The organism is Nocardia australiensis, from assembly GCF_020733705.1.
Taxonomy (GTDB): Bacteria; Actinomycetota; Actinomycetes; order Mycobacteriales; family Mycobacteriaceae; genus Nocardia; species Nocardia australiensis.
Map to the genome: position 1 here is coordinate 42455 of NZ_JAJFZM010000002.1, position 25098 is coordinate 67552.

Below are 25098 nucleotides of genomic sequence, written 5' to 3' on the forward strand. Positions count from 1 at the left end.
ACAACGACTTTGAAGGTGTATTGCGGAATCGATTGAGCCGAGAAGCACCATGACGTCGCGGTGGTCGACGCCGATGGGACGCTGATCGCCAAGCGGCGCATCGCGGACAGTGCGGAAGGGTTCGGGGAGTTGGTCATGCTGTTGGCGGAGGCAGGCGACACCGTCGACGACCCGATCCCGGTGGCGATCGAGAGCCCGCGCGGGCTGCTGGTCTCGGCCCTGCGCTCCACCGGCCGCCGGGTCTACTCGATCAACCCAATGGCCGTGGCCCGATACCGGGAGCGGCATTCGGTAGCGCGGAAGAAGAGCGACCATGTCGACGCGATGACCCTGGCCAACATCCTGCGCACGGACGCCCATATGCACCGGGCACTGCCAGCCGACAGCGAGCTGGCCCGCGCGATCGCGGTGTTGGCTCGTGCGCACCAGGACGCCACCTGGCGGCGCACCAAGGCATCCAACGAGCTGCGGTCTCTGCTGCGCGAGTACTATCCGGTATTTCTCGCCGCGTTCGCTGGTGGCACCGCCACCAACCTGGCCAGCGCGGATGCCCGCGCGGTGCTGGCGATCGCGCCCACACCTGCCAAGGCCGCGGCGATCAGCACGGCCCGCATCGCCACCGCGCTCCGCCGAGCGGCGCGGCATCGCCCGAGCGCTCCTGAACAGCATCCGCACCCAAGCCGAAAAGTGGGACTGCAAGCAGATATACCTGACCTCCGAGCCGGAAAACCACGCAGCACACGCCACGTGGACCACCCTCGGATTCGTCAACGTACCCGGCGACCACCAGATCGACGGTGTCTCAATGATTACCGATTACAAAGGACCCGGACGCAGCCGGGCCGTCTACGAATTGCTCTCGAGCCAATGAAACCGGGCTGCGCGGGGATTCGCAGCCGACACGCAGCCACGTGATACGAGTAAGGGACCCACTGATCCGAACCTCGCCCCGCCGCCCTGGAAATACAGCCACCTCGTAGGCGCGCCAGATCGAGGTGCGGCTACCAGTACTGGTGCCGTTTTCCGTCGGTGTCGGCGATGAAGACGACCGCGTCGGCGCCGTTCAACTCTGCCGGGTTCAGCGGGAGGTGGCCGGGCACGATCGGTTCGCCTGTGCCGAGCGACGGGGGAAGCGCGGCACGCAGGGCCGGTGTCGGGAACAGGGCGCGGCGGATGGTCGCCTCGGCCAACATGCCTTGGAGGGTGCCCGGATCGCTGTCAGGGTTGGCGTCGGTTGCCAGGAACAGATAGCGCTCGCCGAGGGTGAGCCCGACGAGCGCGCCAGCGTTCCCCCAGCTCACCTCGTCCTCGACGACCGGCATGTGGGACTGCAAGTGGGCGTTGTGGGCGAACACCAGGATCGGCCCGCGTCGCTGCTCCTGGGCAACGATCGCAAGCAGGTTCTCGGCCATCATCTCGGCGCGCAGGCTGGCCATGGCCGCGATGCGATCGGGCGCGGGGCCGGCCATGGCCGCGTGATAGCGCAGCAGGCTCTGGGCTGTGCGCGCGTACGTGACCGCGTGGGCGTAGCCGGTCGGGTCTGCGGGGCGCAGGCCAGGTGCCGCGCGGCGCAGCGCGCTCGCGAGGTCGTCCGCGACAATGCGCAGGGCACGAGCGCGGTCGGAGTCGCCGACGGACGCTGCCGGGTCGAACATGGCCGCCTGGTTCGTCCAGTCAGCGTCCTCGCCGAGCAGCGCGTTGAGGTCGCGGACTGATTCGGGCCGCAGCGCGACGGGTAGGTAGTCGTTGGCTGAGAACAGTGCGCGTCGCGGGCTCGACGCACCGGAGTACTCCACCGGTGCGTCGAAGCCGTGGAAGCGAACTCGGTCCTGTGGCGCGCGGCCGGCGTTGTGCGAGCGGAGCCATTCGACGAGTTCGCGGTTGCCCGGCACGGCGCCGAACCCGTGGCTGAACCCGGTCGCGAGCACCTTGTCGACATCCGCCGTATCCCCGCTCACGTAGTTGTCGACAACGGACGCGGCAAAGAAATCGGTCTCCAGCACGATCGACCGGTACCCCCGTTCGACAAGGTGACTGAGGAGTTCGTTGCGTAGCAGCGGGAACGCCGCGATCCCGTGGGTCGGCTCGCCGAGGGCGAGCAGGGTCGGCGGCTCGGTCCGCGCGGCGAGCAGTTCGTCGATAGCGCGGCCCAGGCTTGCCGGGTCGTCGAGTTGGCGGCCGATCTCACGCAGTGATGCGTCGGTAGACATAAACACCCCTTCCGGAGTTGCACTGCTCTCGACAGTATCGTTGAAGGTTCGGGTGAGACTTTCACGATGTCTACCTGGGCTTGATAGATTTAAGTCTCAATCGGAGGTGTATGTTGCGGCCCATCGACCTCGCCCGGGAACACGGGTTGTCCGCACAGGCGATCCGCAATTACGACGACGCGGGCATCCTCCCGCCGACCGAGCGCAGCCAGACTGGCTACCGGCGCTACACGCCCCTGCACGCGCAGGCTCTACGCGCCTTTCTCGCGTTGCGCGGTGGCCACGGGCACCAACAGGCAATGGGAATCATGCGCGCGACCAACTGTGGCGACACCGAGTCCGCCTACCGGCTCATCGACGCCGCGCACGTCGCGCTGCTGGCCGAACGCGACAACCGCACCGAGGTCGCAACGGCCCTGGGCGCCCTGTCCACCACGACACCGACCGCTGTCCATGGTCGACCGCTGACCGTGGGCGAACTCGCGCGCCGACTCGGCGTGCACCCGGCCACGCTGCGCGCCTGGGAGGCCCAGGGCATCCTGCACCCCGAACGCGACCGGGCAACGGGCTATCGCGAATATGGACCGGACTGCGTGCGCGACGCCGAGATCGCACGGCAACTGCGCCAGGGCGGCTACCCGCTGTCCCAGGTGGCCCAGTTCATCGATTCGCTGCGCAAGACGGGCGGGACGGACGCGTTGACCGCCCTCCTCGAATCCTGGCAGGACCGGCTGACCACGCGCAGCCGCAACCTTCTCGCCGGCTCGGCCCAGCTCGATACCTACTTCGCCATGCTCGATCAGACATAGCAGGGGTGGCCGAGGAGGTAGTACGGACAGGGTCCGAAACCTGGGACCACCCGCGCAGTGCATTTGCGGCCACGCCGTCACTTGCGGCGGCTCCGTGGACGTGGTGGTGTCGCCAGTCCAGTAGCTGGAATTCCGAAGCCGCACGCGACGCATGAGCACATCTCGTCGACTACATTGGGCTGTCGATCGCGGGCGTGCGCGGCGCGGGCGGGACGTGGCCGGTGACGATGCGGTGGATCAGTCGCGCGGCCGTTCGCGCGGTGCGATTGTCGATGTCGAGGCCGGGGTTGAGTTCCGCGACGTCGACGACCGCCAGCTTGCCGCTCGCGGTCACGCGGTCGCAGACGGATTGGATCGTCGCGAGCGGCACTCCGTACGCGGCGGGCGCGCTGACGCCGGGGGCAACGGCGGCGGGCAGGACATCGAGATCGATGGTGAGGTACACCCGGTCCACGTCGGCGAGAAAGTCGTCGACGAATCGGTGTGCGCTCGTCGGATCGCAGTCGTCGTCGAGGAGATAGCGCCCGCCGAACCGCGCGGCGGTGTCGAAGAGCAGCGCGGTGTTGCTCGGCTGGCTGATGCCGAGAACCGCGTACCGCACGTCGCCGTCGGCCTCGAGGATCTGGCGGAACGGGGTGCCCGAGCTGGGAACGGGGTCCAGGCGCAGGTCGAAGTGCGCGTCGAGGTTGAGGATGCCGATCGTGGTTCCCGGTGTGCGCCAGGCTGATTCGGCGAGTCCTAGGTAGGTGCCGTACGCGACTTCGTGCCCACCGCCGAGCACGACAGGAAAACCGCCTGCGTCCAGCACTGCGGTAACCGTGATGCCGAGTCGCCGCTGGCCGTCCTCCAGCCGTTCGTCGGTCACTGCGACGGTCCCGGCGTCGAACGCGCGAATCGGCGTGGCCAGCGCCATCGGCGACAGCGCGCGCCGCAGCGCGTCGGGCCCCGCCGCAGCGCCCGGCCTGCCGCTGTTGCGGCGGACTCCTTCGTCGCTGGCGAAACCGACGAACACGCACGAGGCCGGCGCACCGCCCGGTTCGTACTGCTCGACGACCTGATGCCAGCGCAGATGCTCGGGGGCGGCGCCGTCGGTGCGGCCGGTCCAGCTGGGCAGCGAGTACATCGTGTCGGCCTCAGTTCGAGTGGGCGAGTGCGCCATTGCGCCACACCCGGCTGATCAGCGGAACGCCCGGACGGTAGGCCAGATGCAGATGCGAGGGCGCGTCGAGTGCCAGCGCGTCGGCTCGGGAACCGGGGCGCAGAGTGCCCACGTCGGTGCGGCGCAGGGCTCGGGCGCCGCCTGCGGTCGCGGCCCACACCGCTTCGTCGGGGGTCATGTGCAGATCGCGGACCGCGAGGGCGATGCAGAACGGCAGGCTGGTGGTGTAACTGGTGCCGGGGTTGCAGTCCGCACCGAGTGCGATCGTCACGCCCGCGTCGAGCAGTGCGCGCGCGTCCGGATAGCTGTTGCGGGTGCAGAAGTCGGCTCCCGGGAGCAGGGTGGCCACAGTGTCGCTCTGCGCCAGTGCGTCGATATCGGCCTCGTTCACGTGCGAGACGTGATCAACCGAGGCCGCGCCGAGTTCCACGGCCAACTGCACGCCGGGCCCCTGTCGCAGCTGGTTGCCGTGTACGCGGGGGACAAGCCCGTGGGCGATGCCTGTGGTGAGTACGGCATGAGCCTGGTCGCGATCGAAGGCACCCTGCTCGCAGAACACATCGATCCAGGTCGCGTGCGGAGCGCATTTCGGGATCATCTCGGCGCAGACCATCGCCACGTAGTCGTCGGCGCGGCCCGCGTATTCCGGCGGCGGGACGTGCGCGGCCAGCAGCGTCACCTCGTCGGTGAACCGGCCCGCGATCTGGACGCTGCGTAGTTCGTGCTCGACGGATTGGCCGTAGCCGCTTTTGCATTCGACGGTGGTACTACCCGCCCGCAACGACTCGTCGAGCAGTCGCCGGACATTCGCGGCCAGCTGCTCGTCGGTCGCGGCCCGGGTCGCGTCGATGGTGGTCCTGATGCCGCCCGCGCCGTACGGCTGCCCGGACATGCGGGCCGCGAACTCTTCGGCTCGATCGCCGGCGAACACCAGGTGCGAGTGCGTCTCGACGAAGCCGGGCAGCACTGCCCGGCCCGCGAGGTCGTGGGCGAGATCCGCGGCGGGCGCGTCAGCGGTGTCGCCGACCCACGCTACGACACCGTCGTCGAAGACGATCGCGGCATCGCGGCGGATTCCGAGCGGGCCCTCGCCCAGGGTGGGGTCGTTGGTGACGAGGGTGCCGATGTCGGTCAGTGCGGTGGTGGGCACGGGGGACTTCTCCTAGCTCCTGGCGTCGACCATGTCGGTGTGGGTGGGGTAGATCATCTGTGTGGGCGCGTTGTTGGTTCGCCTGGCGATCGGGTAGTAGATCGCACCGGTGAGCACGATGCCGACGATCCACGAGATGTCCGCGCCGCCGAGCAGGTCGGTGATCGGGCCGGTGTAGAGCTTCTGCGCCAGGAACGGGATCTGGGCGAGTACCCCGACTCCGTAGCAAGCCAATGCAGGCACATTCCACGCTCCGTAGCGGCCGTTCGGGTCGTAGAGCGCGGGCAGGTCGACGCGCTCTTTGGAGATCAAGTAGTAGTCGATCAGATTGATGGCACTCCACGGCGTGAACACCATCAGCAACATCAGCACGAAGTTCTTGAAGTTGTTCAGGAAGTCCGCGCTGGCGGCGATCGCGATCAGCATCGAGACACCCACGAAAGCGAGGATGTACAGGGTCCGGGCGGTCGTGGAGATCCGGGAGCGGCCGTTGAAGGCGGTGACGGTAGTGAGGATCGACATGAATCCGCCGTAGGCGTTGAGCACGTTGACAGTCAATTTGCCGACGACGATCACCAGGTAGATCAGGAACGCGACGATGGCAGGGCCCGCGAGCTTGCCGAGGAAACCGACCTGATCACTGAGGAAGGCGTCGCCCGCGACCGCGGCGACCAGCGCGCCGAAGGTCATTGACCACTGCGAGCCGATGACGCTGCCTAGGAATGTCGACCAGAAGGTGGTGCGCTCGCTGGTGGTGCGCGGGAGGTAGCGGGAGTAGTCGGCGACGTAGGGGCCGAAGGTCAGCTGCCAGCCCGCGCCGAAGGAGATCGCGAGCAGGAAGGTCACCAGATCGAAACCGGTGACGCCGACGAAGTCGGCGACCGGGTACTCGCTGAACAGCCGGATCGCCAGATAGGTGAAACCCACGATGCCGATGACCGTCGCGATCCGGCCGACGACGTGGATCAATCGGTAGCCGGTGACTGCGACAAAAGCCGTGAGACCGCCGAAGACGAGGATGCCGACGCTCGGGTTGTCGATGTGGAGGATGTTGTTCACCGCCTGACCGGCAAGCACCGTTCCGGTCGCCGCGAAGCCGAGATACATCAGGATCACCAGCAACAGCGGGACCACCGCGCCCTTGACGCCGAACTGGGCGCGGCTGGAGATCATCTGCGGCAGACCCATGCGCGGCCCCTGCGCGGAGTGCAGGGCCATCACCGCTCCGCCGAAGACATTGCCGATCAGTAGACCGAGGATCGCCCATACCGCGTCGGCGCCGAAGACGACCGCGAGTGCGCCGTCGACGATGGCGGTGATCTGCATGTTCGCCCCGAACCACAGCGTGAACTGGCTGCGGGGTGTGCCGTGTCGCTCGTTATCGGGAACGACATCGATGGTCCGGCGTTCGGGGGTGAGGAGGTCCTCGGGTTTGCCGTTGCTGGTCATTGTTGGCCTGTCTTTCTGCGGTGACACCGGCGGGCGCGTTTCCTGCACTCGCCGATGGCCTGTGGGCAGGCGATGCTGTGCGCTGTGTCACGTCCAGGCATATGTATAAACCTGTATATACAAGCTGTCAAGCTAGAGTTCTTGGCCGATAGTCGAGCGTTGACAGCGCTGTATATACAGGTTTATACATGTAACACCCGATGTGACAGGCCCCACAGGCCGAGCCTTCGTGCACCGCCCGCATCCTCGCCCCCATTTTTGATCCCGGGAGAATGGTTTGAACAAGACTGCCGCCGTGCTGACAAGAGGTCTCACCGCCCGCCACATCCGATTCATCGCACTGGGATCGGCCATCGGGACCGGGCTGTTCTACGGCTCGGCAGAGGCGATCCATCGTGCGGGGCCGTCGGTGCTGCTGGCCTACCTGATCGGCGGCGCCGCCATCTACATCGTGCTGCGCGCGCTGGGGGAGATGGCGGTGAGCGACCCGGTCTCCGGTTCGTTCGGCGAATACGCCAGCAAGCACCTCGGCCCGCTGGCCGGGTTCGTGACCGGGTGGACCTACACCTTCGAGATGGTGATCGTCTGTCTCGCCGATGTCACCGCGTTCGGCGTGTATATGGGGTTCTGGTATCCCGACGTGCCCAGGTGGATCTGGGTGCTGGCGATCATCTTCTTCATCGGCGCGATCAACCTCCTGCACGTCAAGGTGTTCGGTGAGGTCGAGTTCTGGTTCAGCCTGGTCAAGGTTGCCGCGATCGTGGCGATGATCATCGGTGGCATCGCCATCCTGATATTCGGTTTCGGCGTCCACGACACCGCGACCGGTGTGGCCAACCTGTGGTCCGACGGCGGGTTCTTTCCCGCCGGGTTCGGCGGATTCGTCGCCTGCTTCGCGATTGTGATGTTCGCCTTCGGCGGGACCGAGATCATCGGGATCACGGCGGGGGAGGCCGAGCAGCCCGAACGCGCCATCCCGCGCGCGATCAACACCGTCCCGGTCCGGATCATCCTGTTCTACGTACTCACGCTCGCCGTGATCATGGCGATCAATCCGTGGCAGGGCATCGGTTCCGAAGGGAGTCCCTTTGTGCAGATCTTCCAGGGCCTCGGTATCGGTCCCGCGGCCACTGTGCTCAATGTCGTGGTGATCACCGCGGCACTGTCGGCCATCAACAGCGACATCTTCGGCGCGGGCCGGATGATGTACGGCATGGCGCAGCGTGGCCAGGCGCCCGAGGCGATGCGGCAGGTCTCCCGCAACGGCGTGCCCTGGATGACGGTGGTCATCATGACGGTCGCACTGCTGGTCGGGGTGCTACTCAACTATCTGATCCCGGACAAGGTGTTCCTGGTCATCGCATCGATCGCCACCTTCGCGACCATCTTCGTCTGGCTGATGATCCTGCTGTCGCAGTACCGTTCACGCAAGCGGATGAACGTCGCCGAAGTAGCCGCGCTGAAGTTCCCGGTGCCGTTCTGGCCCTACGGCCAGCTGATCACGATCGGGTTCCTGGTGTTCGTGATCGGTGTGATCGCCTTCGACGCCGACAGCAGGGTGGCGCTGATCGTCGGCGCAGGGTGGCTGGCGCTGCTGTTCCTCGCGTATCGCCGGTGGGTTCGCCCCGAACGGACGGCGCCCGATGCAATGGCGGTCGATCGACCGGTCGATGAACCGGTCGCCGATATCGCTTGAAATTCGTTGTCCTGCACATTATTCGGAATGGAGAAGAAGCTGTGAATATCGACGCCGTGCGGAATGGGGCGGGACACGTCTCGGCCACCGCCGAAGCCGTCGTCGTCGGAACCGGTCCGGTGACGCCCGATGACGTGGTGGGGGTTGCCAGGGACGGGGCTCCGGTGCGTCTGTCCGAGGAGGCGCTCACCGCGATCGGGGAGAGCCGTGAGCGGATCGAGGAGTTGGCAGCGGACCCGAAGCCCGTCTACGGCGTTTCGACCGGCTTCGGCGCGCTCGCCGTCCGCCACATACCGTTGGAGTTGCGTAAACAGTTGCAGCGCAGCCTGATTCGGTCACATGCCGCCGGTTCGGGTCAGGAGGTGGAGCGTGAGGTGGTGCGCGCGCTGATGCTGCTGCGGCTCTCGACGCTGGCCACCGGCCGCACCGGCGTCCGACCGGTGGTGGCGCAGGCGTATGCCGCGTTGCTGTCCGCCGGGATCACGCCGGTGGTGCACGAATACGGCAGTCTCGGCTGCTCCGGCGACCTGGCTCCGCTGGCGCATGTGGCGCTCGCCGTGATCGGAGAGGGCATGGTGCGCGACGCCGATGGCGAGCTCATGCCCGCCGCGCAGGCGTTGGCCGCGGCCGGAATCGAGCCGGTCGAGCTCGAGGAGAAGGAAGGCCTCGCGCTGATCAACGGCACCGACGGCATGTTGGGCATGCTGGTGCTCGCCTGCCATGATCTGCGCAAGTTGCTCAAACTGGCGGATGTGACGGCCGCGATGAGCGTGGAGGGTCTGCTCGGCACCGACAAGGTGTTCGCTGCTGATCTCCAGGCGCTGCGTCCGCAGCCGGGCCAGGCGATCGCCGCAGCCAACATGACCAGGCTGCTGGCCGGTTCGGCCATCGTGGCCAGCCACGCGACACCCGACTGCACCGTCGTGCAGGACGCGTACTCGTTGCGGTGCGCACCGCAGGTCGCGGGCGGTGCGAGGGATACCCTGGCGCACGCCGAGCGTGTCGCGGGTTTCGAGCTGGCGAGCGCGGTCGATAATCCGGTGGTCACCCTGGACGGTCGCGTGGAATCCAATGGAAACTTCCACGGTGCGCCGGTCGCCTACGTGCTGGACTTCCTGGCCATCGTCGTCGCCGACGTCGCCAGCATCAGCGAGCGCCGCACCGACCGCTTCCTGGACAAGGCCCGCAACCATGGCCTCCCGCCCTTCCTGGCCGACGATCCCGGCGTCGACAGCGGCCACATGATCGCCCAGTACACCCAGGCCGCCATCGTCTCCGAGCTCAAGCGCCTGGCCGCGCCCGCCAGTGTCGACTCGATTCCGTCCTCCGCGATGCAGGAAGACCATGTGTCGATGGGCTGGTCGGCGGCCCGCAAGCTCCGCCGATCCATCGACGGCCTGACCCGGGTACTCGCAATCGAAGCACTCACCGCGGCACGGGCCCTGGACCTGCGCGCCCCGCTCACCCCCGCACCCGCGACGGCAGCCGTCCGCGACGTCCTCCGGGAACACGTCGAAGGACCCGGACCCGACCGTCATCTCGCCCCCGAGATCGACAAGGTCGTCGAGTTGGCGGCGTCCGGTGCGCTGCTCGACGGCGCAGAGTCGGTGGCCGGTCGGCTGGGCTGACACGGCAGCCATGACCGCACCCTCGGTCGGATCGGCCGGAGGCACAGTCGTGCACGGCCCGGGATCGCCTCGTGCGCAGATGGTTTCGGCCGAATAGTTCGGTGACAGATCCATGGAGGGGCGTGGATCGCCGCGTGTGGCCTGTCCGTCCGTGCGCACGGGGCTCAGAAGTGAAAATTCTCGGAGCGGGCGCGAGGGCTTTGCTCCGGCCTACCAGGGAATGGTGCCTTCGGCGTCGAATAAGCCTCCGGTGGGTCCATCAGGGTCCACCTGGGCCATGCGCACAATGATCTCGGCGCCCTGCTCGACAGTTTGGATGCCGGTGTTGCCATTCAGATCGGTCTTGGTGAAACCAGGCTCCACCGCGTTGATTCGCATGTTCGGGAACGCCGTCGCGTACTGCACAGTGATCATGTTGACGGCAATTTTCGACGCCGGGTAGGCGACACCTGGATAGGCGTAAGCCGAGGTGCCGGGAGTGGCGACCCGAGTCAGCGAGGACAGGCCGCTACTGACATTGACCACGACCGGGGCGGCGGAACCCTGCAACAGTGGAAGAAAAGCATGGGTGACGCGCACCATGCCGAAGACGTTCGTCTCAAATGTGCGCCGCATCAAGTCGGCCGTCACCTCAGCGGCGCCGATCGCGGCATTCGTGCCCCCCACTCCGCCGCCACCCCGGCATTGTTGATCAGGACGTCCAGCCCGCCGTCGGCTTCGACGGTATCGACCGCGGCCCGCACGGACGCGTCGTCGGTGACGTCGAGCTGGACGACGCGCGCGCCGAGCTGATCGGAGGCCCGGCGGCCCCGTTCGATGTCCCGGCTTCCGATATAGACGATGTGGCCCGCGATGACGAGCCGGCGGGCTGTCTCGAACCCGAGACCTTTGTTTGCTCCAGTAACCAGAATTGCTGCCATACCACCAACGCTAGAATTTAGAGCGTGCTCGAAGTCAAGCTCCAGCCGCTGTCCGGACCTGCCCACTCGGAACCTTTGGACGAAATGAGCATCGCCGAGGCCGCGCGCCGGACCGGGGTCAGCGCGCATACCCTGCGGTACTACGAACGTGCGGGCCTCGTCGTCAGACCCGTCGATCGCACTCACAGCGGACGGCGGCGCTACCGGCAACTCGACCTCGACTGGATTGCCGTCTGTACCAAGTTGCGGGCCACCGGTATGCCCATCAGGAAAATCCGGCATTATGCCCAACTCGTATCCGCCGGGCGCGGTAACGAGCAGCAACGACTCGACCTATTCGAGGCGCACCGCGCCAGCGTGCGCGCCAAGATCGCTGAACTGCAGAACAACCTCGAACTCATCGACCACAAGATCGACGTATACCGCGGTCGGCTCGCCCCAGGCGAAGCCGACCAACTCTGGGCGCCCAACCACTGAACTGCGCCGAGTAGGCAGCGCCGAAATCAGCTCTCCTGCATCGGAATTCGAACGCCGCGCTCGCGGGCGACCTCGAGGGCGTGTTCGTAGCCGGCGTCGGCGTGGCGGATGACGCCCATGCCCGGATCGTTGGTGAGCACCCGCTCCAGCTTCCGTGCGGCGAGCTCGGTTCCGTCGGCGATGCACACCTGACCGGCGTGGATCGAACGGCCCATGCCGACGCCGCCGCCGTGGTGGATGGAGACCCAGGATGCGCCGGAAGCGGTGTTGACGAGGGCGTTGAGCAGCGGCCAGTCGGCGATCGCGTCGGAACCGTCGGCCATCGACTCGGTTTCGCGGTAGGGCGAGGCCACCGAGCCGGAGTCGAGGTGGTCGCGGCCGATGGCCAGCGGTGCGGACAGCTCACCGGAAGCGACCATTTCGTTGAATTTCATTCCGGCGCGGTGCCGTTCGCCGTAGCCGAGCCAGCAGATGCGCGCGGGCAGGCCCTCGAACTTCACCTTCTCGCCCGCCAGGGTGATCCACCGCCTCAGGTGCTCGTTGTCGGGGAACAGTTCGAGGATCGCGCGGTCGGTGGCAGCGATGTCCTTCGGATCGCCCGACAGCGCGGCCCAGCGGAACGGGCCGAGTCCCTCTTCGAACAGCGGGCGGATGTAGGCCGGGACGAAGCCGGGGAAGGCGAAAGCCCGGTCGTAGCCGCCCTTTCGGGCCTCGTCGCGGATGGAGTTGCCGTAGTCGAATACCTCCGCGCCCTTGTCCAGGAAGCCGACCATAGCCTCGACGTGCTTGGCCATCGACGACTGTGCCTCGGTAGTGAACCAGCCCGGGTCTTTGCCGGCGAGGGTGTGCCAGTCCTCGAGCGCAACGCCGATCGGCAGGTAGGACAGCGGGTCGTGGGCCGAGGTCTGGTCGGTGACGATGTCGATCGGTGCGTCCATCGCTAGCAGTTGCGGGAAGATCTCGGCGGCATTGCCGACCAGGCCGACCGACAGCGGCTTGCGTTCGTCACGAGCCCGGATCGCCAGCTCCAGCGCCTGCGCCACGGAGTCGGCCTTGGTATCTAGGTAGCCGTGGGCGATGCGGCGGTCGATGCGCGCCGGGTCGCATTCCACGCAAATCGCCACGCCCTCGTTCATCGTCACCGCCAGCGGCTGGGCGCCGCCCATTCCGCCGAGGCCGGCGGTGAGGGTGATGGTGCCTGCGAGGGTGCCCTCGAAGCGCTTGCGTGCCACGGCGCCGAAGGTTTCGTAGGTGCCCTGCAGGATCCCTTGGCTGCCGATGTAGATCCAAGATCCGGCGGTCATCTGGCCGTACATGATCAGGCCGAGCTGTTCCAGCTTGCGGAATTCCTCCCAATTGGCCCAATCGCCGACCAGGTTGGAGTTCGCGAGCAGGACTCGAGGCGCCCACTCATTGGTGCGCAGGACGCCGACCGGCTTACCTGACTGGACGAGCAGGGTCTCATCGGACTTCAGCGTCTTCAGCGTGCGCACGATCGCGTCGAATGCTTCCCAGCTGCGCACCGCGCGGCCGGTTCCGCCGTAGACGACGAGGTCGTCGGGGCGTTCGGCGACCTCGGGGTCGAGGTTGTTCATCAGCATCCGCAGCGCGCCCTCTTGCTGCCAGCCCAGCGTGCTCAGTTCGCTGCCGTGGTCGGCGGATACGGGGCGAGGGCCGGATCCGGACGGAGTGAAAGCGTCGGTCATGAGTTCTCTCCTCGAATGATGATATGTGCGCCGGGTCACTAAAATCAGCGGTTAGGTGTATAGTCCTGTATATACAACTAACTGTCAAGCGTACCGGGTGGAAGTGGGCAGCTTCCGCTGGAAGGTAGTGACATGAAGGCAACTTCAACGGATTCGACAGCGGATCCGCCGACCCGGCAACGGGCCGGCCGGACCGAGTCCACCTGGTGCGACCATGCCCTCGCCGCCCCTCTCGACCGGATGATAGCGCTTCATTACGCGGCCGCGATCCCGGAGAACTATCAGCGGGATTTCGGACCCGGCCGTGCGATTGAGGACATCGCCCGACTGGAGCGACTCGACCGGGATTCGGTGGATCTGCGCCTCGAACGGTCGGCTCCGTCGTCCGCGCAGTGGCTACTGACGTTGTATGTGGGCGGGCGAACCGCATCGCTGAGCGAGGTGCTGCCGATCCTACAGAGCCTCGGCGTCGAGGTGCTCGACGAGCGCCCCTACGCGATCACCAATAGCGGCGGAATCGACTGCCGGATATACGAATTCACCCTCCGCTACCCGGAGCGGACGCTGCCGGACGACGTGGTGGACGAGGACTTCGCCAGGCGCTTCACCGACACCTGCGCCGCGATCTGGCACGGGTACGGCGAGGCCGACCGATTCAACGAACTGGTGCCGAGGGCGGGCCTGGACCCGAACCAGGTCGGTGTGCTGCGCGCCTATGCGAACTACCTGCGCCAAGGCGGTTTTCCGTACAGCAGGACCCATATCGCCACGGTGCTCGGCGAACACCGCGACCTGACCCGCGACCTGATCGGCCTGTTCGATGCCCAATTCGATCCCGCCACCACTGCGGCGGTTGATCCGATGCTCGCCGCGCTGGAAGCGGGAATCGCCACGGTACCCGGCCTCGACGCCGACCGGATCCTGCGCGCATACCTCACCGTGATCATGGCGACGTTGCGCACCAACTTCTTCGTGCGCGACGAAACCGGCGAACGGGCGTGCCTGTCCTTCAAGTTCGCCCCGCGTCGGATCCCCGAAATGCCGGTGCCGCGACCGCAATTCGAGATCTACGTCCATTCGCCCCAGGTCGAAGGTGTGCACATGCGGTTCGGTAAGGTCGCGCGCGGCGGGCTGCGCTGGTCGGATCGCCGGGAGGACTACCGCGCCGAGGTGCTCGGCCTGGTCAAGGCGCAAGCGGTGAAGAACGCCGTCATAGTCCCGGCCGGCGCCAAGGGCGGGTTCGTCGTCAAGCGCCCGCCCGCGTCCACCGGCGACGAGGCCGCCGACCGCGAAGCGTTACGAGCCGAGGGCGTCCGCTGCTACCGCACCTTCATCGGCGGTCTGCTCGACCTCACCGACAATGTAGACCTGGCGACAGGTGCGGTGATCCCGCCGCCGCGGGTGCGGCGACGCGACGGAGACGACACCTATCTGGTGGTCGCGGCGGACAAGGGCACGGCGAGCTTCTCCGACATCGCCAATGACGTTGCCGCGCACTACGGTTTCTGGCTCGGCGACGCCTTCGCCTCCGGCGGCTCGGTCGGCTACGACCACAAGGCGCTCGGCATCACCGCCAAGGGTGCGTGGGAGAGCGTGAAGCGGCACTTCCAGGAACTGGGTATCGACACCCAGTCCGAGGACTTCACCGCAATCGGCATCGGCGACATGAGTGGTGACGTGTTCGGCAACGGGATGCTCGCGAGTCGGCACATCCGGCTCGTCGCGGCGTTCGACCACCGGCATATCTTCCTTGACCCGAACCCCGATGCCGAGGTGTCCTTCGCCGAGCGCGCCCGGCTGTTCGGGATACCGCGCTCCTCATGGGCGGATTACGCGCCGGAGTTGATCAGCGTCGGCGGCGGCGTCTGGGAGCGCACCAGCAAGGCGGTGCCGATCGGCGCCGAGGTGCGGGCAGCGCTCGGGCTACCCGCCGATGTCACCCGGCTGACCCCGCCCGAACTGGTGCGCGCCATCCTGCGTTCGCCGGTCGACCTGCTGTGGAACGGCGGTATCGGCACCTACGTCAAGGCCGGTACCGAATCCTCTCTCGATGTGGGCGATAAGAACAACGATGGAGTCCGCGTCGACGGCGGCGAGGTGCGCGCCCGCGTGGTGGGCGAAGGTGGCAACCTCGGGTTCACCCAGCGCGGCCGGATCGAATTCGCTTGCGCCGGTGGGCGGATCAACACCGACGCGCTGGACAACTCGGCCGGTGTCGACTGCTCCGATCACGAGGTCAACATCAAGATCCTGCTCGACGGTCTGGTCAGCTGCGGCAGGCTGGACCCCGACAAGCGCAACGCGCTGCTCGCGGCGATGGCGCCCGAGGTGACCCGGCTCGTCCTCGCCGACAACGAATCCCAGAACCAGCTGATGGGCACCAGCCGGGCACGGGCGGCAGCGTCGATCGCGGTGCACGGGCGCCTCATCGACCATCTCGAGCGGGCCAACGGTCTCGACCGCGACCAGGAGATACTGCCGAGCAAGAAGGAGATCGCCACCCGGCGGCGGTCCGGTCAGGCGCTGACCTCGCCGGAGCTGGCCATGCTGCTCGCACACGTCAAGCTCGTCCTGCAGGCCGACCTACTCGCGGGCGACCTGCCCGAAAGCCCCGCGTTCGCAGCGGAACTCGCGGGCTATTTCCCGCAACGGTTGCGTACCGAGTACCGCGACGCGATCGCCGACCATCCGCTGCGCCGCGAGATCATCGCGACGGTACTGACCAACACCGTCGTCGACAACGGCGGTATCACCTACGCATACCGGCTCTCCGAGGAATCCGGGGCCAGCAACGCCGACGCTGTCCGCGCTTTCGCGGTGGTCGCGGTGGTCTTCGAACTGCCTGCGCTATGGCGCGACATCCGCGGCAGCGGACTCGGCGCCGAACTCGCCGACGACCTCATCGTGCTCAGCCGCAGGCTGCTGGACCGCGCCGCCCGATGGATGCTGACGCACCGGCCGCAACCTCTCGCGGTAGGCGCAGAGATCCGGCGCTTCCGCGACCAGGTCGCCGAGCTGACCCCGCACGTCGCAGGATGGTTGTCGGGCAGCGACGCGGACATCGCGCGCGAACGCGGTGCGGCGTTGATAGCGCGCGGCGTGCCGGAGGAGCTGGCCCGCCGGGTAGCGCTGCTGCTCGACCGGTTCGCCCTGCTGGACATCATCGAGGTCGCCGAGATCTGCGGCCGACCGCCGCACGCTGTGGCCGAGGTGTATTACCTGCTCGGCGAGCGGCTCGACATGGTGGCGCGGCTGATGGCGGTGTCGCGGCTGGAACGCGAAACGAAATGGAACGCCCTGGCCCGAGTGGCCCTGCGTGACGAGCTGTACGGCACTATCCGGGCGCTCTGCCAGGATGTTCTCGTCGGCAGCGAATCCGGTGACGCGGCCGAGGAACTCATCGGCGGGTGGGCGGACCGTAGTGCGGCACAGCTGAACCGTGCGCAACGTATCCTCGAGGCAATCTCGGAATCGGGCGGCCGGGACCTGGCGGCACTGTCGGTCGCGACGCGACAGCTCCGCGCACTGGTGCGGTGACGATCGCATGTCCTGGCGAGAACTCATGAGGCAAGGGAACGGGTGTCGGTGGTGGCGATCGAAGTAGTCGATGCGGAGCTGGCCGCGCTGTACGACGAACTGGGGTCCGAGTTCGCGGCGTACGAGCGCGTCAAGCAGCTGATCCTGTCGCAGATCAAGGTCGGGCGGTGGCAGGAGGGCGATCAGATCCCCTCGGAGAACCAGCTCGTCAACGCGCTGAGGCTGTCGCGGATGACCATCAATCGCGCACTGCGTGATCTCACGGCCGGTGGCGCTTTGATCCGCGTGATGGGAGTCGGCACCTTCGTCGCGCCGACCAAGACAGCCTCGCCGCTGTTCGAGGTCAAGAACATCGCCGACGAGATCCAGCAGCGCGGTCACCGGCATCGCACGGAGGTCGTGTTCGCGCGTTCCGAGGAGTCCGACGAGGGACATCCGGTGCTGGGAAACGCGGTGCGCGGCAAGGTATTCCATTCACTGCTCGTGCACTTCGAAGACGACGTCCCGATCCAGGTGGAGGACCGTTACGTCAACCCGGACGAGGCACCGGCCTACCTGGAACAGGACTTCACGACACTGACGCCGAACACCTACCTCAGCGAGGCGGCGCCGCTCGTACGCGGTGAACACGTCGTCGAGGCGGTGCTGGCAGGCGCCGACGAGTGCGGACTGCTCGGGATCCCGCGCTCCGAGCCATGCCTGCTGATCCGGCGGCGCACCTGGTCATCGAGCGGCCTCGTCAGCGTCGCGCGGCTCATCCACCCAGGCTCGCGCAACCGGCTGGAGGGCAGCTTCGGCGGCGAACCGAGCTGACCACCGTCGCCGATTGGGGTCGCGGCCGCCGGCCGGATTCGGGTGGGGATGATCGGAAGGATTGTGCGGCAACGACGCCGCTCAGCAACCGCGCTGGGACGGTAACGACAACCTGGCCGAAGCAGCGGCGGGCCAGCGGGTACGCGCGGCGGGAGCGGTGTTCAGCACCACCCTCACCAACGGTGCGGTGCGCGGTGCGGGAAACACTATGTGGAGGAGTGGATCCCGGAGCCGCTGCCGGATCGCGCAGAGTGGAGCACCGGGCGGTCGAGCGCGACCGTCGGCCCGAGGACACCCACGAGTCCGATACGAATAGTCCGGCGCCGGTGTCGTCAGCGTCGAGCAGGGGGTTGCCAGGACTCGAGAATTCGCCGAATCAGATCGGTCTTGCATACTCGCGACTGTGGATCTCGCGGCGTTCCCGGCGGGCCGGAGTGCTGATTCGTCACGCAGATGTGTTGCCGATCCGCACACCCGTTCACCTGGTGATGGTCTCCGCGTGACACTCTGCTCTCGACCACGGGTGAGTAGGTGTGCGCTGACTTCCGGAGGGCCGGTGTAGTCGGCGGAGACATGGAGGACGACAGTTGGGGGCCGGAGAACAACAAATGAAGCAGGATGTGCAGGGTGGCCACGTGGTTTTAGAAGGATCTACCCGTCGAGTGGTGCCCGGCGCGGCTTCCGCAATGCATGCGGTCGCGGTCGACCGCAGCGATACAGACGGGCCCGAAACGTCGCAACTGTCTGCCACGACAACCCAAGTGCGGTGGTCCTCTGACGCCGCACCGGCGCGTGGCAGTGAGTACGCGATGTTGTTACGTCGGGTGCGCAAAGCGGCTCTGCTGGACCGGCAGCTGGGGTATTACGCCCGAAAGTGTGCGGTCACCGCGGCGGCGTTCGTGGCCGGGTGGGCGGTGTTCTTCTCTGTCGGCAACTCGTGGTGGCAACTGGGCACCGCCGTGCTCCTGGGCATGGTGTTCGCCCAGATCGCCTTCCTCGGCCATGACGCCGGGCACAAGCAGATCTTCGACACCCGGCGAGCCAATTACCTGTTCGGTGTGATCGCGGGCAATCTCGGCATCGGAGTGAGCATCGGATGGTGGACCAGCAATCACAATCGGCACCACGCCCACCCCAACACCGAGGGCTCGGATCCAGACATCCTGGGGGTGCTGGCGCATTCCGGCGAGCGCGCACGGACCGGAAAAGGCCTGCGGCGGTTCATATTCCGCTACCAAGCCTGGCTGTTCTTTCCGATGTTGTTGCTAGAGGCGGGCAGCCTGCACTACGCCAGCGTTCGAGCGGTGCGGCGCTGGGCGATCCCACACCGCGTCTGGGAGGCCGTGCTGCTCGCCGCGCACGCCGCCGGATATCTCGCTGCGGTGTTCCTGATTCTCTCACCGGCCAAAGCGGTGGCCTTCATCGTTGTGCAACAAGGTCTTTTCGGGTTCTACATGGGCTGTACTTTCGCACCCAACCACAAGGGCATGGCGGTACTGGAGGCTGGTGACTCGACCGACTACCTGCGCCGTCAAGTGCTCACTTCTCGCAATGTCCGTGGCAGCCGACTCGTCGACGCAGCCATGGGTGGGCTGAACTACCAGATCGAGCACCACCTCTTCCCGTCCATGCCGCGACCCAATCTGCGCCGAGCCCAGCCACTTGTCGAAGAATTCTGCGCCGAGGCCGGAATTCCCTACTGCCAGACGAGCCTGTTCACCTCCTACGCACAAGCGCTGCGCCACCTCGACGCCGTCGGCCGACTCTCGGGTCCGGTCGAGCCGCACACCGGGCCCGGTTACCGGGGCGAGTAAACCAACCGCTCGAATGCCCGCGCGTCGGCAATCCCGCGCGTTCGGGCGGCCCGGCCGGATGCATGTCGGCCAACCGCTGGCGGATATCGTAGAAAGGGCGCCAGCGTGTTTCGCGGTTGTCTCGCCATGCCGGCACCGCCACGACCTGGACCCGGCAGCGCACGTCGTGTCGCTACGGTTGCTTCCCGGCCTGGGCGAGTGTCCCGTTATCGGCGAGGCCGGTCAGGGCCTGCGGCAATGGGCCCTGGTGCAGGACGCCGAGGCGTTGGGTGGCGCGGGTGAGGGCCACGTAGAGTTCGGCCGCGCCGCGTGGGCCGTCGGCGAGGATCCGTTCCGGTTCCACGACCAGGACGGCGTCGAACTCCAGGCCCTTCGTCTCCGATGCCATTACTGTGCCCGGCACACCCGGTGGCCCGATCACCACACTGGTGCCGTCACGATCGGCTTCGTCCCGCACGAATTCCGCTATGGCAGTGTGCAGTTCGTCCTCGGTGACCCGCCTGGACCAGGGCTGGACGCCGCTCGCGCGGACCGACTCCGGTGGCTGGACCCCGGGCGCGAACTCGGCGAGCAGCGCGGCGGCGACGGTCATGATCTCCGCCGGAGTGCGGTAGTTCACCGTTAGCGACCGGTAGAGCCAGCGGCCCGGCACATACGGCTCCATCATCGTGTCCCACGATGTCGCTCCGGCCACCGACCGGCGTTGGGCGAGATCACCGACCACCGTGAAAGATCGGCCCGGGCAGCGGCGCATCAGTACCCGCCAGTCCATTTCGGACAGTTCTTGAGCCTCGTCGACCACGACGTGCCGATAGGTCCAGTCCCGGTCCGCAGCAGCGCGTTCGACGAGTTCACGGGTGTCGCGTTCAACGAAGCGATCCGCCAGATCCTCGCCGTAGAGCATGTCCTTGGCGAGCAAGCCGATGTCGTCGTTCAGGTCCTCGCGCTTGATGAGAGTGTCCAGCACGCCGGCGGCGTATTCGGCCTCGGCCTTGCGTTCCCGCTCGGCGGCGCGCTCGGCGGCCTCGTCGGCCGCCTTGTCGCGGCCGAGCAGGTCGATGAGTTCGTCGAGCAGCGGCACGTCCGACACCGTCCAGGCGTCTCCGTCGGCACGCAACAGCGCTGGGTCGGCGCCTGCCGCACTCAACCTTTCGGGGCACGAATACAGTTCTGCCAACAGTGTTTCCGGTGTCAGTACCGGCCAGAGTTCGTCGAGCGCGGCGGTGAACTTATCGTTCTCGGCGAGCTCGGCGAGCAGGTCGGCCCGCAACTGCTCCCATGCTTCGCGATCCGCCCGGGTCAGCCAGCCCTGTCCGATCCGGGCTATCGCCCGTTCGGTGAGCACGTAGGTGATGATCTCAGCGAACACCGTGCGGGCCGCGTTATGCGGCAGCCCGCTCTCGCGCGCCTCCTGTCTGGCCCACTGCGCGGTCTCGGAGTCGATCCGCACCGTGACGTCCGCCAAATCGATCGACAGCGGATGCTCCGGTAGCCGCTGCCGATCGGCGACCGCCGCCGCGAGCACGTCCAGGATTTTCAGGGAGCCCTTGTCCCGCATGGCTTGCGGGGTGTCCTCGGCGGTGACGCGCAGACCGGGCACCAGGTCGCCGGTGGTCGTGAACACGACAGCAGACTCGCCCAGCGACGGCAGAACGCGGCCGATGTGGTTCAGGAACGCCGGGTTCGGCCCGACCACGAGCACACCATGACGTTCCATCCGCTCCCGCTGGGTGTAGAGCAGGTACGCGACGCGGTGCAGCGCCACCACGGTCTTCCCGGTACCCGGGCCACCCTCGATCACCACCACGCCTGGGTGATCGAGCCGGATGATTCCGTCTTGTTCGGCCTGGATCGTCGCCACGATGTCGCGCATCCCGTCACCGCGCGGCGCGTTGACCGCAGCGAGCAGAGCCGCGTCTTCATCCTCTCCGACGACTTGCTCACCACCATCGGGGCGACCGAGTATCTCGTCGGTGAAATCGACCACTCGACGCCCACGCGTGTGGAACTGGCGGCGCCGTCGTATGTTCTCCGGGTTCGCGGCGGTAGCGACGTAGAACGCACGCGACGCCGGCGCCCGCCAATCGAGCAACAGCGGTTCGAACTCGTTTTTCTCGTCGAAAATGCCGATCCGTCCGATGTAGGAATGTTCGCCCGACGCCGTGTCCAACCGGCCGAAACACAGCCCGTTGTCCGCTACGTCCAGCCGCTTTGCCGCCTTGTCCAGCGCCCGCACATGGAACTCCCGTTCCATGGGCGACCCGTCTCTTCCCCGCAACGCCGAGTTGTACTCGGCTTTCACTCGCGCGCGCTCGGTGTCCAGGCGCGCGTAGAGCCCGGCCACGTAGCTCCGCTCCGACCGTAAGTCGTCTTCGTGCCCTTGAATTGACATGTGCCCCTTACTTTTTCCCTGCAACGATGATCCCGTCCGGTTCACACGAATACCTGCGGCCTTTCTCGGCTGACGGCTTCGAGCAGCAGCTTTGCGGCCACCTTTGCCCCGTCGGTGCGGATCGTGCCCGCCACGGCGGTCGCTCGTGCACGGGTTCCGGGGGCCAGGGCCATTTCGAGCGCGGCTGACAGGGACTCGATGCTCGGAGTCGGACCGTCGTGTGCCGCACCGATACCCAACTCGGCCACCCGACCAGCCCAGTACGGTTGGTCCGCTGCCTGGGGTACCACCACCTGAGGTGCGCCGGCGCGGGTGGCCGTCGTCGTGGTACCCGCGCCGCCGTGGTGCACGACGGCGGCCACCCGGCCGAACAGTGCCTGCTGGTTGACCTCGCCGACGACGAAGCAGTCGTCCCGGTCGTCGATCGGGGCCAGCTCGGCCCAGCCGCAGAACACAACCACGCGGCGGCCCCGCGCGCGGATCGCCTCGATGGCCACCTCGGCGACATCCGTCGATGCATGCATGGGCATGCTGCCGAAGCCCACGTACACCGGTGGTGTGCCGGCGTCCAGGAACGCCACCAACTCGTCCGGGAGTGGTTGAACGTCGGGCAGGATCCACGCGCCGGTCTGGGCGACGTCGAGGTCCGGCGCCTCCTGCCACGGGTCCAGGATCGGGTCCGTCGCCAGCCACGGCTGGGTGCCGATGACGTAGTCGCGGACATTGTCCACCGGTGGCAGACCGATCGACGCCCGGTTCGTGTTGAGCGCCGTACCGAACAGCGCGTTGATGCTCGCAGCGTCCAGTTCCCACAGCACCCGGTTGTCGGTCACCTCCGGTGGGAGCGGCCGCCCCGGATACGCCAGCGGCGGGCGGTGCGGCGACGGCAGGATGAGCTGCTGAAAGCTCACCGACACCGAGCGGATGCCCAATTTTTCGGCGACCGACAGCGCGCCGGCCACCGCGGGCATCATCCCGGTCGCCACCAGCGCGTCACATCCCTCGGCCGCCGCGGTGACCGCCTCGAACTGGCCGGCGATCACCTCGGCCGCGCGTTCGGGCAGGGATGACGGGCGCGGTGCCGCAATCGTCAGCGCGCGCGCCGACGGGCCGACGGGCACCATCGGCACGCCGACACCGGCCAACCGCTGTGCGAAGTCCTCGTCCGGTGGCGCACACACCCGCACCTCCGCATCGAGTTCCCGCAACTGGACCGCGAGTGCCACCAGCGGTTCGACGTCCCCACGCGACCCATACGTCGACAACAACACACGCATATCGCTACTCCATTTCCGTCGATTCCGGCTTCGGCCAGCGAGTATGCGGCACACCCCCGGCCTTGCCGCAAGCCCCCCGGTGCGCTATAAGTTGAGAGTGGGAGGGAGTAGGTCCGCTCTTTTCCGGTTTAGTCGTCCGCTGTGAACGGCCATCTTCTTGCGAAGCGATCGGCTGTCGTTCGCGCCCGAGTGGTCATCCCTCTACCCGGCCACCGACGACGAACAGAGCTCGCCGCCACAGTCTGCGGTCGGCCGAATCCAACCCGATTCGATAGTGCCGGCACCGCAGCGACGGGACGCAGAAGTACTGTCGCGCTGGTGATTCCGTCGGCAACCCGTGCATTATCAACCGTGAACGGCTACCGGCGAGATGGTCGTTCCGGTCATGCGGGTTCGGTTGGTATTCGTTCAAATACCGCGATCGGGATGATCCGGCGACTGCGGGCTTCGTAGTGGTGATAGGTCGGCGCCAGGTCCGATATCAGCTTCCAAAGCTGCTCCCGTTCTTGCATCTGCGGTGCGACGGCCTCAGTTCTCCAGTGTCGCGATGCGCTTGGAGACCGCCTGCTGAGTGATCGACAGCGCCGCGGCAGCTTCCTGAAACTGGTCGGCGTCCGCAGCGGCAATGAAGGTGCGCACGGCGTCGAGATCCGCACAGCAAAGCCTACTTGCACAACATACGGTTGTGGCTCGCCGTCAGCGCAGTTGTTTGATCCAGCCTCCTCGGCCTTGCTTTGATCACTGGCGATCAACAGTGAGTTGTTCGAAGCGGAGGTACGGAGCTTGGTAGCCAGACGATCCCTGGGCCGGCAGTTCGGATGGCTGTGGACGTCCTACGCAGTCAGCGCCTATGGCTCCGGGCTGGGTTTCGGTGCATTACCGCTGATCGCCGTGCTGGTGTTGCACGCCAGCCCTGTTCAGGTGTCCGTGCTGTCAGCGGTGGGGCCGGCAGTGGGCGCGCTGATCGCGTTGCCGCTCGGGCCGTGGGTGGAGTTTCGCCCCAAGCGGCCGATGATGATCGCGATGGACCTGGCCCGGTTCGCGGTCATGATGACGATCCCGGTCGCCTACGCTCTCGGTCGGCTCAGTTTCGTCCAGTTGCTGGTCGTCTCGGCCGTGGTCGCCGCGGCCAAGATCGCCTTCAATGCGGCGAGCGGCGCCTACCTCGAGGCCCTCGTCCGGCCGGACGACCTGCTAGTGGCCAACGCGCGGTTCGAGTCCACCAACTGGAGCTCGATCGCCGTCGGGCCACCACTGGGCGGGGCGGCGATCGGCCTGTTCGGGCCGGTCACCACTGTCGTGGCCGACGCGCTCAGCTACCTGCTCTCCGCGTTGGGTGTCACGGCGATTCGCGGCCGAGAAGAGCACCCGCGGCGAACCGACAAGCGCCGGGACCGGGCCGGCGAGTTGCTCGACGGCTGGCGGCACCTCCTGGCCCATCCCGGCCTACGGGCGCTGTATCTCAACCAGCTGCTCGTCGGCGGACTGATCATGGCCACCGAGCCGCTGTTGGCCGTGCTTCTGCTCCGCCAGCTCGGATTCCCACCCTGGCAGTACGGCCTCGCCTTCGCCGCCCCCTGTGTCGGCGGACTCATCGGCTCACGCCTTGCCCGCCGTGTCGTGGCGCGGTACGGCCAACATCGGATCCTTCGTACCGTCGGGACGCTGCGTGCGGTCTGGCTGATCGGCCTCGCGTTCGTCCAGCCCGGTGTCGCAGGCCTTGCGATTGTGATCGCTGTCGAGTTCGCGATCATCATCAGCATGAGCCTGTACAACCCGGTACTCGCCACCTATCGACTCGAGCACACACCCAAAGACCGCATCGTCCGCACCCTGTCGGCCTGGTCGATCAGCAGCAGTGCCTCCATCGCCATCCTCAGCGCGCTCGGCGGACTGCTCGCCGAAGCCACCAGCCCACGCACGGCTATCACAGTCGCGGGACTGCTGATCCTCGTCAGCCCGTTGCTGCTGCCCCGCCGCGAGGATTCCGCACTCCCACCCGACCCTGCCCGTGCCCAGCCACACGCAGCAGGCGTTTCGCGTGAAGCCAAATAAAGGGGC

The 25098-nt window shown here is 66.9% G+C and carries 19 protein-coding genes and 2 pseudogenes; 11 read left to right on the forward strand and 10 right to left on the reverse strand.

Annotated features, from left to right (window positions below; genetic code table 11):
- Nucleotides 1-48: 48 nt before the first annotated feature.
- Together LKE06_RS33175 and LKE06_RS33180 are read left to right on the forward strand one after the other, a co-directional pair.
- Nucleotides 49-483: pseudogene (locus LKE06_RS33175) on the forward strand (IS110 family transposase); the annotation flags it as partial.
- A 64-nt stretch (nucleotides 484-547) separates the two neighbouring features.
- Nucleotides 548-871 (forward strand): GNAT family N-acetyltransferase, encoded by a 324-nt coding sequence (locus tag LKE06_RS33180; RefSeq protein WP_228000624.1) that lies wholly within the window; start codon nucleotides 548-550, stop codon nucleotides 869-871.
- A 130-nt stretch (nucleotides 872-1001) separates the two neighbouring features.
- Here LKE06_RS33180 and LKE06_RS14950 read toward each other — a convergent pair whose 3' ends face one another.
- Nucleotides 1002-2210, reverse strand: coding sequence for an erythromycin esterase family protein (locus tag LKE06_RS14950; protein ID WP_227999496.1), 1209 nt, complete (start codon nucleotides 2208-2210; stop codon nucleotides 1002-1004).
- Between the two features lie 113 nt (nucleotides 2211-2323).
- Here LKE06_RS14950 and LKE06_RS14955 point away from each other — a divergent pair, with 113 nt between their 5' ends.
- Nucleotides 2324-3019 (forward strand): MerR family transcriptional regulator, encoded by a 696-nt coding sequence (locus LKE06_RS14955; protein ID WP_228000625.1) that lies wholly within the window; start codon nucleotides 2324-2326, stop codon nucleotides 3017-3019.
- Nucleotides 3020-3188: 169 nt separating this feature from the next.
- On the opposite strand, the gene hutG is transcribed toward LKE06_RS14955, so the two are convergent.
- The 3 genes from hutG to LKE06_RS14970 are packed head-to-tail and all read right to left on the reverse strand — an operon-like array spanning nucleotide 3189 to nucleotide 6777.
- Complete coding sequence (gene hutG, locus LKE06_RS14960; protein WP_228000626.1) at nucleotides 3189-4142, reverse strand: formimidoylglutamase; 954 nt, start codon at nucleotides 4140-4142, stop codon at nucleotides 3189-3191.
- Between the two features lie 10 nt (nucleotides 4143-4152).
- Nucleotides 4153-5328: an imidazolonepropionase gene (hutI, locus tag LKE06_RS14965; RefSeq protein ID WP_227999498.1), complete on the reverse strand. Its 1176-nt coding sequence runs from the start codon at nucleotides 5326-5328 to the stop codon at nucleotides 4153-4155.
- A 12-nt stretch (nucleotides 5329-5340) separates the two neighbouring features.
- Entirely contained in the window at nucleotides 5341-6777 is a 1437-nt protein-coding gene (locus LKE06_RS14970; RefSeq protein ID WP_227999500.1) for a purine-cytosine permease family protein, read from the reverse strand.
- Between the two features lie 277 nt (nucleotides 6778-7054).
- On the opposite strand from LKE06_RS14970, the gene LKE06_RS14975 reads away from it, so the two are divergent.
- Nucleotides 7055-8473 (forward strand): amino acid permease, encoded by a 1419-nt coding sequence (locus tag LKE06_RS14975; protein WP_227999502.1) that lies wholly within the window; start codon nucleotides 7055-7057, stop codon nucleotides 8471-8473.
- Nucleotides 8474-8520: 47 nt separating this feature from the next.
- On the forward strand, nucleotides 8521-10101 hold the full coding sequence (gene hutH / locus LKE06_RS14980) for a histidine ammonia-lyase (protein ID WP_372477384.1): 1581 nt from the start codon (nucleotides 8521-8523) through the stop codon (nucleotides 10099-10101).
- Nucleotides 10102-10311: 210 nt separating this feature from the next.
- Here the strand turns inward: hutH and LKE06_RS32555 are convergent, their stop codons facing one another.
- Together LKE06_RS32555 and LKE06_RS32560 are read right to left on the reverse strand one after the other, a co-directional pair.
- Nucleotides 10312-10716 (reverse strand): SDR family NAD(P)-dependent oxidoreductase, encoded by a 405-nt coding sequence (locus tag LKE06_RS32555; RefSeq protein ID WP_255649202.1) that lies wholly within the window; start codon nucleotides 10714-10716, stop codon nucleotides 10312-10314.
- A gap of 11 nt (nucleotides 10717-10727) precedes the next feature.
- Nucleotides 10728-11021, reverse strand: coding sequence for an SDR family NAD(P)-dependent oxidoreductase (locus tag LKE06_RS32560; protein ID WP_255649203.1), 294 nt, complete (start codon nucleotides 11019-11021; stop codon nucleotides 10728-10730).
- Between the two features lie 24 nt (nucleotides 11022-11045).
- On the opposite strand from LKE06_RS32560, the gene LKE06_RS14990 reads away from it, so the two are divergent.
- On the forward strand, nucleotides 11046-11498 hold the full coding sequence (locus LKE06_RS14990; RefSeq protein ID WP_227999506.1) for a MerR family transcriptional regulator: 453 nt from the start codon (nucleotides 11046-11048) through the stop codon (nucleotides 11496-11498).
- Nucleotides 11499-11524: 26 nt separating this feature from the next.
- Here LKE06_RS14990 and hutU read toward each other — a convergent pair whose 3' ends face one another.
- Nucleotides 11525-13204 (reverse strand): urocanate hydratase, encoded by a 1680-nt coding sequence (gene hutU / locus LKE06_RS14995; RefSeq protein ID WP_227999507.1) that lies wholly within the window; start codon nucleotides 13202-13204, stop codon nucleotides 11525-11527.
- A 117-nt stretch (nucleotides 13205-13321) separates the two neighbouring features.
- Between hutU and LKE06_RS15000 the strand changes: the two genes are divergently transcribed.
- The 4 genes and pseudogenes from LKE06_RS15000 (at nucleotide 13322) to LKE06_RS15015 (ending at nucleotide 19368) form a co-directional block, all read left to right on the forward strand.
- On the forward strand, nucleotides 13322-16741 hold the full coding sequence (locus LKE06_RS15000; protein ID WP_372477385.1) for an NAD-glutamate dehydrogenase domain-containing protein: 3420 nt from the start codon (nucleotides 13322-13324) through the stop codon (nucleotides 16739-16741).
- Nucleotides 16742-16783: 42 nt separating this feature from the next.
- Nucleotides 16784-17554, forward strand: a complete 771-nt coding sequence (gene hutC / locus LKE06_RS15005; RefSeq protein WP_227999509.1) for a histidine utilization transcriptional repressor HutC — start codon at nucleotides 16784-16786, stop codon at nucleotides 17552-17554.
- A 73-nt stretch (nucleotides 17555-17627) separates the two neighbouring features.
- Nucleotides 17628-17747, forward strand: a pseudogene (locus LKE06_RS15010) (polyketide cyclase); the annotation flags it as partial.
- Nucleotides 17748-18315: 568 nt separating this feature from the next.
- Nucleotides 18316-19368, forward strand: a complete 1053-nt coding sequence (locus LKE06_RS15015) for a fatty acid desaturase family protein (RefSeq protein ID WP_227999511.1) — start codon at nucleotides 18316-18318, stop codon at nucleotides 19366-19368.
- Nucleotides 19369-19540: 172 nt separating this feature from the next.
- On the opposite strand, the gene helR is transcribed toward LKE06_RS15015, so the two are convergent.
- The 3 genes from helR to LKE06_RS15030 form a co-directional block, all read right to left on the reverse strand.
- Nucleotides 19541-21760, reverse strand: a complete 2220-nt coding sequence (gene helR / locus LKE06_RS15020; RefSeq protein WP_227999513.1) for an RNA polymerase recycling motor ATPase HelR — start codon at nucleotides 21758-21760, stop codon at nucleotides 19541-19543.
- Between the two features lie 41 nt (nucleotides 21761-21801).
- Entirely contained in the window at nucleotides 21802-23037 is a 1236-nt protein-coding gene (locus LKE06_RS15025) for a glycosyltransferase (RefSeq protein ID WP_227999514.1), read from the reverse strand.
- A gap of 528 nt (nucleotides 23038-23565) precedes the next feature.
- The gene (locus LKE06_RS15030; RefSeq protein WP_308188371.1) at nucleotides 23566-23676 is read right to left on the reverse strand and encodes a helix-turn-helix domain-containing protein; all 111 of its coding nucleotides are present in this window, start codon (nucleotides 23674-23676) and stop codon (nucleotides 23566-23568) included.
- A 144-nt stretch (nucleotides 23677-23820) separates the two neighbouring features.
- Here LKE06_RS15030 and LKE06_RS15035 point away from each other — a divergent pair, with 144 nt between their 5' ends.
- Complete coding sequence (locus LKE06_RS15035; protein WP_227999516.1) at nucleotides 23821-25092, forward strand: MFS transporter; 1272 nt, start codon at nucleotides 23821-23823, stop codon at nucleotides 25090-25092.
- The last annotated feature ends 6 nt before the right edge of the window (nucleotides 25093-25098 follow it).